General features: G+C 57.8%; 15 protein-coding genes and 1 tRNA gene. 5 read left to right on the plus strand and 11 right to left on the minus strand.

Annotated features, from left to right (window positions below):
- Positions 1-59 precede the first annotated feature (59 nt).
- Genes ACR0KS_RS08525 through ACR0KS_RS08545 form a run of 5 tightly spaced genes read right to left on the minus strand, consistent with a single transcriptional unit; the run spans position 60 to position 4,108 of the window.
- The gene (locus ACR0KS_RS08525) at positions 60-1,232 is read right to left on the minus strand and encodes a molybdopterin molybdotransferase MoeA (protein ID WP_170566919.1); all 1,173 of its coding nucleotides are present in this window, start codon (positions 1,230-1,232) and stop codon (positions 60-62) included.
- Positions 1,229-1,702: a cyclic pyranopterin monophosphate synthase MoaC gene (gene moaC / locus ACR0KS_RS08530; protein WP_170413284.1), complete on the minus strand. Its 474-nt coding sequence runs from the start codon at positions 1,700-1,702 to the stop codon at positions 1,229-1,231. Before moaC ends, ACR0KS_RS08525 begins: the two co-directional genes overlap by 4 nt.
- Positions 1,702-2,514 (minus strand): indole-3-glycerol phosphate synthase TrpC, encoded by an 813-nt coding sequence (gene trpC, locus ACR0KS_RS08535; RefSeq protein ID WP_170566917.1) that lies wholly within the window; start codon positions 2,512-2,514, stop codon positions 1,702-1,704. The genes moaC and trpC overlap by 1 nt, the downstream gene beginning before the upstream one ends.
- Complete coding sequence (gene trpD / locus ACR0KS_RS08540) at positions 2,511-3,530, minus strand: anthranilate phosphoribosyltransferase (RefSeq protein ID WP_170551412.1); 1,020 nt, start codon at positions 3,528-3,530, stop codon at positions 2,511-2,513. The genes trpC and trpD overlap by 4 nt, the downstream gene beginning before the upstream one ends.
- On the minus strand, positions 3,527-4,108 hold the full coding sequence (locus ACR0KS_RS08545) for an aminodeoxychorismate/anthranilate synthase component II (protein ID WP_170566915.1): 582 nt from the start codon (positions 4,106-4,108) through the stop codon (positions 3,527-3,529). The genes trpD and ACR0KS_RS08545 overlap by 4 nt, the downstream gene beginning before the upstream one ends.
- Before the next feature lie 195 nt (positions 4,109-4,303).
- Between ACR0KS_RS08545 and ACR0KS_RS08550 the strand changes: the two genes are divergently transcribed.
- Positions 4,304-5,719: a divergent polysaccharide deacetylase family protein gene (locus ACR0KS_RS08550; RefSeq protein ID WP_170566913.1), complete on the plus strand. Its 1,416-nt coding sequence runs from the start codon at positions 4,304-4,306 to the stop codon at positions 5,717-5,719.
- A gap of 35 nt (positions 5,720-5,754) precedes the next feature.
- Here ACR0KS_RS08550 and trpE read toward each other — a convergent pair whose 3' ends face one another.
- From trpE to fabI, 5 genes are all read right to left on the minus strand, one after another.
- Positions 5,755-7,266: an anthranilate synthase component I gene (gene trpE, locus ACR0KS_RS08555; protein ID WP_170566911.1), complete on the minus strand. Its 1,512-nt coding sequence runs from the start codon at positions 7,264-7,266 to the stop codon at positions 5,755-5,757.
- 11 nt (positions 7,267-7,277) lie between these two features.
- Positions 7,278-9,119 carry a peptidyl-prolyl cis-trans isomerase gene (locus ACR0KS_RS08560; RefSeq protein ID WP_170566909.1) on the minus strand — a complete coding sequence of 614 codons (1,842 nt, stop codon included), beginning with the start codon at positions 9,117-9,119 and terminating at the stop codon, positions 7,278-7,280.
- 82 nt (positions 9,120-9,201) lie between these two features.
- On the minus strand, positions 9,202-10,377 hold the full coding sequence (locus ACR0KS_RS08565) for an aminotransferase (protein WP_170566908.1): 1,176 nt from the start codon (positions 10,375-10,377) through the stop codon (positions 9,202-9,204).
- A 45-nt stretch (positions 10,378-10,422) separates the two neighbouring features.
- Positions 10,423-10,932: a xanthine phosphoribosyltransferase gene (gene gpt, locus ACR0KS_RS08570; protein WP_170413262.1), complete on the minus strand. Its 510-nt coding sequence runs from the start codon at positions 10,930-10,932 to the stop codon at positions 10,423-10,425.
- A 4-nt stretch (positions 10,933-10,936) separates the two neighbouring features.
- Complete coding sequence (gene fabI / locus ACR0KS_RS08575) at positions 10,937-11,743, minus strand: enoyl-ACP reductase FabI (RefSeq protein ID WP_170383192.1); 807 nt, start codon at positions 11,741-11,743, stop codon at positions 10,937-10,939.
- Positions 11,744-11,878: 135 nt separating this feature from the next.
- Here fabI and pdxH point away from each other — a divergent pair, with 135 nt between their 5' ends.
- The 4 genes from pdxH to ACR0KS_RS08595 all read left to right on the plus strand — a co-directional run bounded on the left by pdxH (position 11,879) and on the right by ACR0KS_RS08595 (position 13,727).
- A complete protein-coding gene (gene pdxH, locus ACR0KS_RS08580; protein ID WP_170481833.1) occupies positions 11,879-12,484 on the plus strand; it encodes a pyridoxamine 5'-phosphate oxidase in 606 nt (201 codons plus the stop codon).
- A 121-nt stretch (positions 12,485-12,605) separates the two neighbouring features.
- Positions 12,606-13,133, plus strand: a complete 528-nt coding sequence (locus ACR0KS_RS08585; RefSeq protein WP_170383197.1) for a cold shock domain-containing protein — start codon at positions 12,606-12,608, stop codon at positions 13,131-13,133.
- A 6-nt stretch (positions 13,134-13,139) separates the two neighbouring features.
- The gene (locus tag ACR0KS_RS08590) at positions 13,140-13,607 is read left to right on the plus strand and encodes a DUF192 domain-containing protein (protein WP_170566906.1); all 468 of its coding nucleotides are present in this window, start codon (positions 13,140-13,142) and stop codon (positions 13,605-13,607) included.
- Between the two features lie 43 nt (positions 13,608-13,650).
- Positions 13,651-13,727 (plus strand) — tRNA-Pro (locus tag ACR0KS_RS08595).
- 7 nt (positions 13,728-13,734) lie between these two features.
- Here ACR0KS_RS08595 and ACR0KS_RS08600 read toward each other — a convergent pair.
- Positions 13,735-14,184, minus strand: a complete 450-nt coding sequence (locus ACR0KS_RS08600; protein WP_480693168.1) for a hypothetical protein — start codon at positions 14,182-14,184, stop codon at positions 13,735-13,737.
- Positions 14,185-14,216 lie beyond the last annotated feature (32 nt).

The raw sequence follows: 14,216 nt of genomic DNA on the forward strand, positions 1-14,216 counted from the left end.
ATGCGTTTTATTTTGTTCTACGCATGTTCACGTTTTGTGTCAATGATTTTGCTATAGGTTTAAATCGGCAGATACCAGACTTTGTCACCAGCAGGTCGCGCGGGATCATTGGGTTCTCGGACCAAAAGGGCGTTCGCGTCGGCCAAAACACTGAGAAGGGAACTGTCCTGATCTTTGCAGGCCCGAATGCCATTTTCATCCAGAACAGCCCGCATATAGTGCTCACGCGGACCATTTTCGGCGATAGGTTCGGTCAGTACAGCACGGCGGAACGCAGGTACGGCCTGTTCAAGTCCCAGCATCCGCTGAACCATCGGCACGAGGAACAAATAGCCGCAAACCATTGCACTTACAGGGTTTCCCGGAAGCCCGACCATCGGCGTATTTCCCAAACGACCGGCCATCAGGGGTTTGCCGGGACGCATCCTGATTTTGTAGAAAGACCTCTCCATCCCCAATCCGGTCGAGGCTTTGGACACAAGGTCATAGTCTCCTACAGATGCCCCGCCGATCGTCACAACCAGATCGGCACCTTTCGCAAGGCCAAAGGCGGCTTCAAGGGACGCTATGGTATCTCGCGCAATTGGAAGAATCCGAACATCTGCTCCGGCTTTTTCCAGCAAGGCTTTGAGACCAAAGGTATTTGAAGCGATAATTTGATCCGGTCCCGGTACCTCACCGGGCATCACAAGCTCATCTCCGGTGGAAATGAGAGCCACCGACGGTTTACGCGCCACAAAAGCAGTTGCGACGTTCATCGCAGCCATAAGCGCCACGTCTTCCGGTCGTAGGATACGCGGCGCGGTAATTTTGGTGCCGACCTTGAAGTCTACTCCGGCGGGCCGAATGTTGTCCTTGGCTCCGGGCAGATCAGTGATCGTAATCAGGTCTCCACGACGATCTGTATCTTCTTGTATTACAACAAAATCAGCGCCATCCGGTATCGGTGCCCCGGTGAAAATCCGAACGGCATGGCCCGCCCCGACGCGGCCTTCAAAGCGACGCCCAGCCGAGGATTCCCCGACCACCTTGAACATGGCGTGCAGTTCCACTTCCGAGGATTTGACGGCGTACCCATCCATCGAAGAAGCTGCAAACGGAGGCTGATCCCGCGTGGCGGTCACATCTTCTGCCAGAATACGCCCGGCGGCTTGTGCCAGTGGAACAGCTTCGCCCGGAAGTTTCGGGACGAGATCAAAAAGTAGCGCCCGTGCGTCCTCAACCGAAATCATGACGCCTCGTAACGTCCTGACTTGCCACCATCTTTCAAAAGGACTCGAATGCCGCCAATCTGCATGGCTTTGTCCACGGCTTTGGTCATGTCGTAGACGGTCAAAGCTGCGGTTGAGACCGCGGTCAGCGCCTCCATCTCAACGCCGGTTTGACCTGCAGTTTTGACGGTGGCCTCAATCTGGACACCCGGCAAGTCCGGGTCCAATGTCAACTCGACTGCGACCTTGGTGACCGGCAAAGGATGGCACAAGGGTATCAGGTCCGGTGTTTTCTTTGCTCCCATGATCCCCGCAAGGCGTGCGATCCCAAGAACGTCGCCCTTCTTGGCGCGGCCTTCGGAAATCAAATCAAAGGTTTCCTGCATCATCTTGATGTGACCGGCAGCGACAGCAACCCGGTCTGTCACAGCCTTGTCGGACACGTCCACCATGTGGGCCTGACCTTGTGCATCAAAGTGCGTCAGTGGCATCACATCACTCCGGGTATCAGAGGGTTCGCCAGTAGGTTTCGTGTGGCCGTGGCGACATCATCCTGCCTCATGAGGCTTTCACCAATCAGAAAGCACCGCGCGCCATATCTGGCAATATCCGCCAAGTCAGCCGGCGTGCTCAGGCCGCTTTCGCATACGATCGTCCGGTCTGCGGGCACGAGTTTGGATAGCCGCCGTGTTGTGTCAAGAGTCGTCTCGAACGTCTTGAGATTGCGGTTGTTTATCCCAATCAGAGGGCTTTTCAGCTTGGTTGTCCGTTCCAGTTCCACCTCGTCATGGACCTCAATCAAAACGTCCATTCCCCAGTCGAAGGCAGTTTGTTCAAGCTCGGCCGCTTGTTCATCCTCGACTGAGGCCATGATGATCAGGATACAATCTGCGCCCAAAGCGCGGGCTTCGACAACCTGATACGGATCATACATGAAATCCTTGCGTAGCGCCGGCAGTGAGCAGGCCGCGCGTGCTTGGACCAGATAGTCTTTTGCACCTTGGAAGCTGGGCGTGTCTGTCAGAACCGAAAGACAGGCCGCGCCTCCTTCTTCATAGGCTTGCGCCAGTTGAGGCGGGTTGAAATCCGCGCGTATCAGACCCTTTGACGGGCTGGCCTTTTTCACCTCGGCAATCAGTCCGTATCCTTGCCGCGCGGCAGATTGCAGAGCCTTGGAAAATCCGCGAACTTCGGGTGCTCCCTTCGCCTCACTTTCCAGTGTTTCCAAGGATTTGTGTGCTTTATCTGATGCAACTTCCTCGAGCTTGTAGGCTTTGATCTTGTCCAGAACCGTCTCGGTCATGCGGCCTCCTGAGTAATGCGGGCCAAGACCGCAATTTTTTCTTTAGCTTTCCCGCTGTCGATACTTTCGGCAGCCTTTGCCACGCCTTCCTTTAAATCCCCGACCGCGTCTGCCACCACCAAGGCGGCCGCGGCGTTCAGCAATACCGCGTCGCGATAAGCTGATGGTGCACCGTCCAAAAGGGCGCGGAAAGCGACGGCGTTTTCCTCGGGTGTCCCACCCAGAATGTCTTCAAATGGATGCACGGGCAGTCCGGCATCCTCAGGGTGCAATTCAACCTCTTTGACCACACCGTCCTCAAGTGAAGCAACCCAGCTTAGCCCTGTGATGGTCAATTCATCCGTTCCGTCGGAACCATGAACCAACCAGGCGTGTTCTGCCCCCAGCAGCCCCAAGGTTTCGGCCATGGGGCGGATCAGCTCGCGGCTGAACGCGCCTGTGAGTTGTCGCTTGACGCCTGCCGGATTTGTAAGCGGACCCAGGATATTAAAGATGGTACGTGTGCCAAGCTCTTGTCTGGTCGGCATGACATGGGCGATTGCTGGATGGTGCATCGGTGCCATCATAAAGCCGATGCCAGCCTCTTTTATCGCCTTTTCAACGGTTTCCGGGCCAACCATAACGTTGATTCCCAATTGTCCAAGCGCGTCTGCGGCACCTGATTTAGAGCTGAGATTGCGGTTTCCGTGCTTGGCCACGGTCACGCCTGCGCCTGCGACGACAAAGGCGGTCGCGGTTGAGATGTTCAGGGTGCCCTTGCCATCACCGCCCGTTCCGACAATGTCCATAGCCCCCGCCGGGGCTTTGACCGCGTTGCACTTGGCGCGCATGACAGCCGCCGCGGCTGCGTATTCCTCAACGGTTTCTCCGCGAGTGCGCATGGCCATAAGCAGCCCACCAATTTGGCTGGGTGTGGCTGCTCCGTCAAAAAGTATGCCAAAGGCGTCTTCGGCCTCGGCGCGGGTCAGGGGCCGGTCGGCAGCGGCTCCGATCAGTGGTTTCAGAGCGTCGCTCATGCGGGGACTTTCATATCGGACAGGAAGTTCTTGAGCAGGGCGTGGCCGTGCTCTGATGCAATGGATTCCGGGTGGAACTGAACACCGTGGATGGGCAGTTCCTTGTGTTGCAGGCCCATGATGGTGCCATCTTCAAGCTCAGCAGTGATTTCAAGGCAATCGGGCAGGGTGGCTCGGTCCACGATCAGCGAATGATAACGGGTGGCTTCAAACGGAGAGGGCAATCCGGCAAAAAGACCTTTGCCTGTGTGGTGCATCGTGCCCATTTTTCCGTGCACGATCTCGTGGCAGCGCGTGACTTTGCCCCCAAACGCTTGCCCGATTGTTTGATGCCCCAGACAAACTCCCATCAAAGGCGTACCGGTTTCAGCGGCAGCTTCGGTCAGAGCAAGGCAAATTCCAGCCTGATCCGGGTCGCACGGCCCCGGGCTGAGAAGGATACCGGCGGGGTTCATCGCCATCGCTTCCTGAACATCCAGCGCGTCATTTCGGCGAATGACCATTTCGGCGCCAAGTTCGCCTAAATAATGGACGAGGTTGTAGGTAAACGAGTCGTAGTTGTCGATCAGCAGCAGCATTTGGGCACTTGTCTCGGATTGGGCATTTGGGACTGGCGATGCAGCCCCGAGCCGCGATATAATGTTCGCACATACATGTTCAGGCTTGCGAGGCAGCGTCAAGGGGACATCCCAATCTTGACGAGCCTGTAGGTGAGTGTCGCATGAGACGGCGCACAGGCGATCGAAGCAGGATTAAGACGAGAGGCAATTGTTATGGGCGGATTTGTGGGCGGACTGATCGCGGGCGCGGTCGTTGTGTTGCTGCTGGGTGCGGCCTTGTCCTTGAACACACCTTTGACCCGAAAGCCCGCCGTGGCTGAAGACGCTCCGACACCGGCACCCGTGGAAACGGTTGAAGGCAATTCGGATGTCTCTGAGCCCGTCTCGGATGCTGGATTGGTAAAGCTGCCCCCGCGTGAGGCGGAAGCGGCAGAGGAACAGGCAGACACGTTGGCTGGGCTGTCTGATGTTGAAACGGCAACGGATGCAGAGCCACAGGTTAACGACATGGCTGCCCAGGTCGGTCAATCTCCGCAGCAGGCTGGCGGTGCCGACGTGACGATTTCGACCGAGGCTCCTATTGCCCCGCAAGCGCCAGCACCGTTGCCCGAGGCTCCTCTTGCAGAAGCAGATCCGATTGTGGCGGAAGACTCGCCTGAACCTCCCGCGCCGGTTGTTGAGGAGGCCGAGGTTGAGGCTGCCCCAGATGAGACAGAGGTCGCTGCGCTGGACGAGCAGGAAAACGAAGAAAAACCCTTCGAGGATAGTCCGATTGCGGTCGAAGGTGACGAAGATGTTCTTCCACGCAGCTTGCCCCGGATCGCCGCGGTGCCCCAGATCGGTGTGGAACAATCGCAGGATGCTCCAAATTCGATCGGCAAGAGGGTCGTGCCGTTAACCGAGCGAGACAGCGAGGCCGCCGCAACGACGACCGAAGGTGAACCGGTTGCCCCAGGAAAACCGATCGAAGCTTATGCCGCAGAGTTTGAAAACCCCGAGGCCAAGCCGCTGATGTCGATTATTCTGATTGACGATGAAGGTGCCTATGGTGCCGAGGCGCTGCAGGATTTCCCTTACCCGATAAGTTTTGCCATTAGCCCCACTGACCCGGATGCAGCAGAAAAGATGGCCAAGCACCGCGCGGCGGGGTTTGAGGTTTTGGCAATGGCTGACTTGCCCAAGGCAGCAAGCGCACAGGACGCCGAGGTTTCTTTGTCCGTGTGGCTGGACGTGCTTCCTGAAACAGTAGGTATTCTCGAAGGTGTCGAGACCGGAATTCAGGGCAACAGAAAACTGGCAGATCAGGTCGCTGCGATTGCGGGCGGCACGGGGCGCGGATTGATCACGCAGGATAACGGCCTGAACACGGTGCAGAAACTCGCCGCGCGAAACGGTATTCCGTCGGGTGTGATCTTTCGTGACATAGATGGTGCCCGTCAGGACCCCAAAATCATGCGGCGTTTTCTGGATCAGGCCGCATTTCGCGCCGGGCAGGAGGGAACCGTTGTCATGCTCGGCAGGTTGCGGCCCGACACGATCTCAGCCCTGCTTTTGTGGGGGCTGGAAGATCGCGGTGGCCGAGTCGCCATGGCGCCGATTTCGGCAGTCATGATGCAAGAGGTTCAATAAGAGGTTGCGAGGCCAATCCCGGATTAGCCTCTCGCTTAGCTGTTTCCGCTGCCGGTAAATCGCGCGGCATCCGCGGCTGCGCGCCTGATCGCGTTGGACTTGTGGACGGTCTCCATGAATTCAGCCTCGGGGTCGCTGTCGTAAACGACACCGCCGCCTGCCTGAATGTACAGCTTGTGGTCCTTCACGATCGCCGTTCTCAGTGCGATGCACATATCCATGTCGCCGCCCGCGCTGAAATACCCCACGCCACCGCCGTAAATTCCACGCTTTTCAGGCTCTAGCTCGTCGATGATTTCCATCGCCCGCACTTTAGGCGCGCCCGAGACCGTACCGGCCGGCATTCCGGCAAAGAACGCGTCCAATGCGTCTTTGTCGTCGGCCAGTTCTCCAACGACGTTCGATACGATGTGCATGACGTGGCTGTAGCGTTCGATGATGAATTCTTCTGTCGGACGCACCGTGCCGATCTTTGCGACGCGACCGGTATCGTTGCGGCCCAGGTCCAGCAGCATCAGGTGTTCGGCAAGTTCTTTCTTGTCGGCCAGCAGGTCCACCTCGTTGGCTTTGTCTTCCTCTGGGGTCGCTCCACGCGGGCGGGTTCCGGCGATCGGACGGATCGTAACCTCATCCCCGAACACCCTCACCAGAATCTCGGGGCTGGCACCGACAACCTGAAAGCCGCCGAAGTTGAAATAGAACATGAAGGGCGACGGGTTTGTGCGCCTCAAGGATCGGTAGAGCGCAAAGGGCGGTTGCGGGAAATCCTGCGTCCAGCGTTGCGCCGGAACGACCTGAAAGATATCGCCAGCGCGGATATATTCCTTGGCCTTCTCAACGGCTTCCATGTAGCCGGACTTGGTAAAGTTGGATACCGGCGCGGCGACCTCGGACGCATCCCCCAGATCGCGTGTCTCAGCAGGCATGGCGCGTTCAAGATCGCGCACCGCGTCCATGACACGCTCTGCCGCTTGCGCGTAGGCAGCTTTCGCAGATTGTCCTTCGCTGACCCAAGCTGGCGACACGACGGTCACCTCTCCCTTCACGCCGTCAAGCACTGCGACGACCGAAGGGCGCAGCATCACCGCATCCGGCAGACCAAGCGGGTCGGGGTTCACGTCCGGCAGATACTCGACCAGACGAACCATGTCGTAGCCCAGATACCCAAACAATCCGGCAGCGGCCTGCGGCAGGTCGTCGGGCAGTGCGATCCGGCTTTCTGCCAGCAGCGCCCGCAGGTTGTCCATGGGGTTGCCGTCTTGCGGGGTGAACGCTTCGGGGTCGAACCGGGCCGAGCGGTTCATGGCCGAGGTTTCTCCGTGGCACCGCCAGATCAGGTCGGGTTTCATACCGATGATCGAGTACCGTCCGCGGACTTCGCCGCCAGTCACCGATTCCAGCATGAACGCATCTTTTTGCGCACCGGTCAGCTTGAGCATCAGCGACACCGGAGTGTCCAGATCAGCGGCAAGACGCGTGTAAACGACCTGATTTTCACCCGCCTCATAAGCGCGTGCGAAACTGTCGAAATCTGGGGTAAGGGCCATCTTGGGTCTCTTTAATAGCTCGCTTGCACGGCGTTCAGGGCACGCTGATCCACGACAGGGCGGGCACGCACCTGCGCGTCGCGGACATAAGCGTCGAAAATGTTCTGTGCCAGAGCTTGGTTCAACTGCGCGGCCAATGCTTCTTGCGCCTGACGCAGCTCATCGGTTTCGTCCGGCGGCAACAGCTCATCCAGACGCACGATCAGGGCGGTTCCGGCGGCGGGAACAACGCGCATCTCGCCCGGCTCCATCTCAAAAACCTGTGTCATGAAGTCGGCAGGCACGTCTTCCAGGAAGGCCGTGCGGGTAAGGGCATTTTCCACCCGGAACGGCAGACCTGTGGCAGTGAAATCGCCGTCTTCCTTCAGTTGTTCAAGAACCACATTTGCCTGTTCCTCAAGGGCTTTGCCTGTTTCGGCCAAAGTCCAAGCTGCGGCCACGCGTTCGCGGGCTGTGTCCAGAGGTTCAGGTCGGCGCGGCAGAACGTCGTTCAGACGCAACGCAAAGATCGAGCCGTCTTCCAGAAAAGCGACCTCGGGGAAGTCACCGTCTTGAACTACTTCGGCGGCGGAACGGAAGCCTTCATAGGCCGCGACGCCGTCTTCACTCTGGCGTGTCCAGTCAATCTGGCCCAGTTCCATCTCGGTTTCGGCAACAAGTTCTTCCAAGGTGGCACCACCGGCCAGCAAGTCATTGATGTCCTCGGACTGCGCCTCGATCTGACGACGCGCGCGATCTGCGGCCAGTTCTTCGCGCAGGATCGGGGCGGCGTCTTCAAAGGAGGTGTTGTTTTCCGCAAGCGAGCCGTTGATGCGGAACAATGCAGGTCCGAAGACCGTCGGCAATGGTCCGACGACTGTATCCAGCTCGGCCGCGAAAACGGCGTCGGCAGCACCTTCCAGATCCTCGCGGGTCACGTCGCCGAGGTCGATGTCGCTGAGCTCAAGCTCGTAGTCACGAACGAGTTGCTCAAACGAGGTTCCACCGACCTCTAGCTGCGCCATTGCGTCCTTGGCCTCTTGCTCGGACGGAAAGGGAAGGCGTTCGACCAGACGGCGTTCGGGTTGCAGGAATTCGGCCGAGCGCTGATCATACAGGCGGCGAACCGAATCCTCGTCAACCTCAACACTGTCCAGCAGCATGTCGGGCGACAGGATCGCATAGGTTAGCTGTTTGGTGCGAGGCAGGGTGAACTGGTCGGAATTCTCATCATAGTATGCCTGCACCTGCGCGTCCGTGGGGGCGGCAACGGGCGTGGTCAGGGCATCAGGTGCCAGCGTTGCGACGGTAAAGCTGCGTCGTGCGCCGATGAAATCCGTCAGGACATCTGTCAGGGTCTGCGGCATCTCAACACCACCCATGATCGCGCCCTGCACGATGGTACGGGCCGATTCCTTGCGCAGGTCGGTCTCGAACTCTGTGTCGGTCATGCCGACCTGTTCAAGCTGGAACTGATAGGCTTCGCGGTCGAACGTGCCGTTAACGCCCTGAAAGGCGGGAATGGCCAGAATTTCCTTCTGCAGGTTCTCATCACCGATTGAAATGCCCAGCAAACCAACTTCGTTGTCAAACGCGGCCAAAGCGGTCAGGCGGGACAGGGCGAGCTGATCCAAACCGAACTCAAGCGCCTGAGACATTTGCAGCGGTTGGCCGGTCTGATTTTCGACGGCGCGAATTTCACGCTGAAGCTCACGCACATATTCGTTGACCGAGATATCCTCGTTGCCCACCTGTGCAACTGTCCGAACAGTCCCGGTAAGGCTGGTTGCCCCGAAACCGGCCAGACCCAGCATCAGAAGGCCCATCAATATCCAGACAAATGTCTTTGAAAGGTTTTTCATGCCTGCGGCCATTTTGCCCTCTTTGTGCTTTTTGGCAGGTTACTGCCCCGTCGGTTGCGGCCCTGAATACGACGCGCACCGCCGGGGGGCAAGCTCAGAAGGAAAGGGCTTGTAAGCGATCGAACAGTTGACCCAGTCCGGCGCGATCCAGATTGGCGAATGCGATGCGCACTTGCCGTTCCCCGTCCGGGTCACCCTTGGGCATGAACATGGTGCCGGGCAGCAGCAGGACACCGGCCTCTGGCACCAGACGGCGGGCCAGCTCGTCTGACGGAATGTCGAACGGGTGCTCGAAATACGCGAAATAGGCTCCAAGCCCAAGCAGACGCCATCCTTTGCCGGTCAAAACAGGCAACATCTCTTGAATGGCGGCGCGCCGGTCGAGAATTTCTTCTCTTTCACCCGCAAGCCATTCAGGAAGGTTCTGCATGCCCCAAAGTGCCGCGAATTGACCGATCTGACCGGGGCAGATCGCAACAGTATCCAGAAACTTTTCGATCTCACCCAGCAGCGCGACATCGGTGGCGATTGCCCCAACGCGGTGGCCGGTCAGCCGATAGGCTTTTGAGAAGGAATAAAGGTGAACCAGAGTGTTTTCCCAACCAGTTTGGCGAAACAGATCGTGCGGCGGTCCGCTGCGGCTGTCAAAGTCACGATAGGTCTCGTCCACGATCAACCGGATACCCGCGTCGCGACACAATTCGTAGAACGCTAACACCAGATCGGCGGGGTATTCGACGCCGCCCGGATTGTTGGGGGTAACCAGTGCGATTGCCCGGGTCTTGTCCGTCAGCAACGCTCGGGCGGCATCAGGATCGGGCAGAAGATCATCGCCGGTCGGTAGGTCGACGGCACGCACGCCAGCCATGTCCAACCACATTTTGTGGTTGAAATACCATGGGGTTGGCAGGATCACCTCATCACTTTGATCAGTGATCGCTGAAATCACGGCCGAGAATGCCTGATTGCACCCCGAGGTTATTGCGACCTGATCCGAGCGAACCGTTGCATCGTAATGCGCGCTGATCTGGGCGGCCAGTTCATCGCGCAGGTCAGAGTTCCCCAGCACGGGTCCATAGAGATGAGCCGAATCCTCGGAAATCGCGAATTCCGCCATGGCCTGCCGCAGAGCCAGCGGCGGGGGATCAACCGGAGCCGCCTGACTGACGTTGATCAGCGGGCGGTCCTCCGGGAAGTCCACACCGTCCAGCCAGCGCCGCGCCTCCATCACCGGTGGCGCGAAGGTTGAGGCAGTGCGTGTCCGGGTCATCTGTATTCTCTGACTTTAGAAAGAATCGGCGCTGAGGCGTCAGGGTTAGTCGGTACCGCGATAGGGTTCGACATATTGCAGGGCCATGTCCCACGGGAAGAAAATCCACGTGTCCTGGCTGACCTCAGTGATGAAGGTATCCACCATTGGCCGGCCCTTGGGCTTGGCGTAGACGGTCGCAAAATGGGCGTTGGGATACATCGCGCGCACCAGCTCCAGCGTTTTTCCGCTGTCGACAAGATCGTCGATGATCAGAACGCCGGTTCCGTCGCCCATCAAATCCGCGTCCGGAGCCTTGAGAACCTCGGCTTCACCCTGTTCCTGATGGTGGTAGGACCGCACGCTGATTGTATCAACGGTCCGAATGTCCAACTCGCGGCTGACAATCATCGCGGGGGCCATGCCGCCACGTGTGATGGCAACAACAGCGCGCCATGCACCGTCGTCCGGGCCTTGCCCATCCAGACGCCATGCCAAAGCACGGGAATCGCGATGAATCTGATCCCAGCTTATGTGAAAGCCCTTTTCGTGGGGCAGACGGTCCTTGGCGCTCATGCTGTTAACCCTTCTCAACGTCTGGTGCGTCGACGGCTTTCATGCCGACGATGTGATAGCCCGAATCGACGTGCAGGTTTTCACCAGTCACGCCACTGCTCAGGTCAGACAGCAGGTACAGTGCCGACTTGCCCACATCGTCGATTGTCACGTTGCGGCGCAGGGGCGAGTTATATTCGTTCCACTTCATGATATAGCGGAAGTCGCCAATCCCGCTGGCGGCCAGTGTCTTGATAGGACCGGCCGAGATCGAGTTGACCCGGATACCGTCCTTGCCCAGGTCTTCGGCCAGATACTTTACAGAGGCTTCCAACGCAGCCTTTGCGACGCCCATGACGTTGTAATGCGGCATCACCTGTTCGGCACCGTAATACGTCAACGTGATGGCGCTGCCGCCCTCGGACATCATCTTCTCGGCGCGCTGCATGACGGCTGTGAAGGAATAGACCGATACGTCCATCGTCAGCTTGAAATTCGCGCGCGACGTATCGACATAGCGACCGCGCAGTTCGTTCTTGTCCGAAAATCCAATGGCGTGAACGATGAAGTCCAGCTTGCCCCATTTTTCAGAAAGCGCCGTGAAAAGTCCGTCGATCGACTCTTCATCGCTGACGTCGCAGGGCAGGACGATTTCGCTGCCGAGTTGCGCCGCCAAGGGGTCGACGCGTTTTTTCAGCGCATCCCCCTGATAGGAAAAAGCCAGCTCTGCTCCAGCTTCTGACAATGCACGGGCGATTCCCCAAGCGATTGATTTATCATTGGCCAGTCCCATGATGAGGCCGCGCTTGCCGGCCATCAACTGATTTGACATGTTCGGTTCTCCGCCTGTCTTCGCGTCATGTTGGGATGGTTTATGCCATTGGATGCGTTGCATCAAGGCCGTGTGCTCTTGCCCGTGGCGGGTTCTCGCCCTACTGTGGACCACAATAGTTTCCAGGGGATGGAAATGAGCGAAAGAGACGGCATTTTCGCCGGAGCCGATCCGTTTATTATCGCGGCGCGGTGGCTGGAAGAGGCCAGGGACAGTGAACCGAATGATCCCAACGCGATTGCCCTGGCGACCGTGGACGTTGATGGTTTGCCCAATGTGCGGATGGTTCTGCTGAAAGAGATCGAGCAGAACGCATTTGTTTTCTACACCAACTACGAAAGTGCGAAAGCTGCCGAACTTGATAGCGCCGGCAAAGCCGCTTTTGTGATGCATTGGAAATCTTTGCGGCGTCAAATTCGAGTTCGTGGTACAATAACTCGGGAAAGTGGGCCGCAAGCCGATGAATATTATGCGTCTCGCTCTTTGAAAAGCCGGTTGGGAGCTTGGGCGTCAAAACAATCTCAGCCTCTCAGCAGCCGCTCGGCCCTGATGGCCGAGGTTGCCAAGGTAACGGCGAAAATGGGGCCGAATCCTCCGCGTCCGCCGTTCTGGGGTGGGTATCGGTTGGAGCCGACCGAGATCGAGTTTTGGGCCGACGGAGCGTTTCGACTGCACGACCGGTTTCAATGGCGGCGAGAGCGCGCAGGTTCGTCTTGGCAAATACAAAGGTTGAATCCATGACGTTCGCGTGCCGAGAAATGCAAAACGCTGAAAATAAAGGATTTTTTCGGCTTGAAATTGTGGGTCATTCCCATACACATCGGACCCTTAACGAAGTGCTAAAACTCTCGATGGAAACACCGTGCCAGAAGATTTGAACAGCATGTACCGCGTTCGTGGACACGTAAAATGGTTCGACCCCGCAAAGGGGTATGGATTCGTTGTGTCTGACGATGGCGGCCCGGACATTCTGCTGCACGTGAATGTTTTGCGTAATTTTGGCCAAAGCTCTGTGGCCGATGGCGCAGGCATCGAGATTATGACCCACCGCACAGATCGTGGCGTGCAGGCGGTTGAGGTGATCAGCGTTGATCCTCCGGTACGTACAGACACGATGATGCTTGCGGATTTTGCAGAGCTGGACCCTGTCGTTATCGCGCAGGCTCCGCTTGAAGCGGCGCGCGTCAAGTGGTTCGACAAGGGCAAGGGCTTTGGGTTTGCCAATGTCTTTGGTCGAGGCGAAGACGTATTCCTGCATATCGAGGTTCTTCGCCGATCCGGGCTGGCAGATCTGCAGCCGGGCGAAGCGTTGGCGATGCGTGTGATCGACGGCAAGCGTGGACGCATGGCGGCGCAGGTGCTCGCCTGGGAAGCGGCGCTGGACGACTAATCCGACATGATCAGAGTTCTTACGGTTCTTGCGATTTTGACTATGCTTTGGACCGAAGGGGCGTTGGCGGCGTGCAGAGCGGATCGCGTAAATCTGCGAAATGACAAGTCGCAGGTCAGTTTTGAAGTCGAACTGGCAGTGACACCGAAAGAACGGTCGCGCGGGCTGATGTTTCGGGAATCACTTCCGCCGCGGTCGGGCATGTTGTTTGTATTCGACCCACCTCAACGAGTTGCGTTCTGGATGAAGAACACGCTGATTCCGCTCGACATGATATTTTTGGACCGAGTCGGCACAGTGATTCACGTTCACAGCCACGCAGTACCCGGCGATCTCACACCGATTGGAGGCGGAGATTCGGTGTATGCCGTGCTGGAAATCAACGCTGGCCTTGCTGACCGCTACCTGATCACACCGGGAACTCTGATGCAGCACGAAGTTTTTTCGCACGGGCCTGCAATTTGGCCCTGTTAGGGCTTTTCAAATCAGAAAGGCATCGTTAGGAAGGCGCACGGTCCGGGGCGTGGCGCAGTCTGGTAGCGCACCTGTTTTGGGTACAGGGGGTCGTAGGTTCGAATCCTGCCGCCCCGACCACTTCTTCTTACAATGCTGGTGATCCACCCATTGCCTGGTAGAGCGCGGACAGCGCTTTATCCAGTGTTTGGCTTTCCACAGGCACTTTGACGGACGGTCCGGTTCGTTGCGGAACGCTAAAGTACAAATCGGCATCAACGCGATAGCCTGTGGTGTTCTTAGTTGATGTCAGTCGCATGACGCTTTTGGGGAGGTCTTGAGGATAGCCGTCGTAGTTGAGAATCAAATAGGCGGTCGTGTCTGGCGGTAGAAGTTCAGAGCATTCAAAAACCCGATTCCCCACGCGGCTAAATTCCTCTCCGGGGCCGTCACACCCGATTTCAAAGGTATCGAACAAACGTTGAGGGTAGCTTTGGAATTGGGCACTGCGTGTGGGGCGGGGTACATCTTGTGGTGTGCAGGCCACTATTAACAGCAGCACTGGAAACAAGCGAAGCGACAACATCAGATTCGGCACTCCATTTCCATCACACCGCATATTGTGACCGC

The sequence above is a fragment of the Ruegeria sp. BC7 genome, assembly GCF_056539165.1.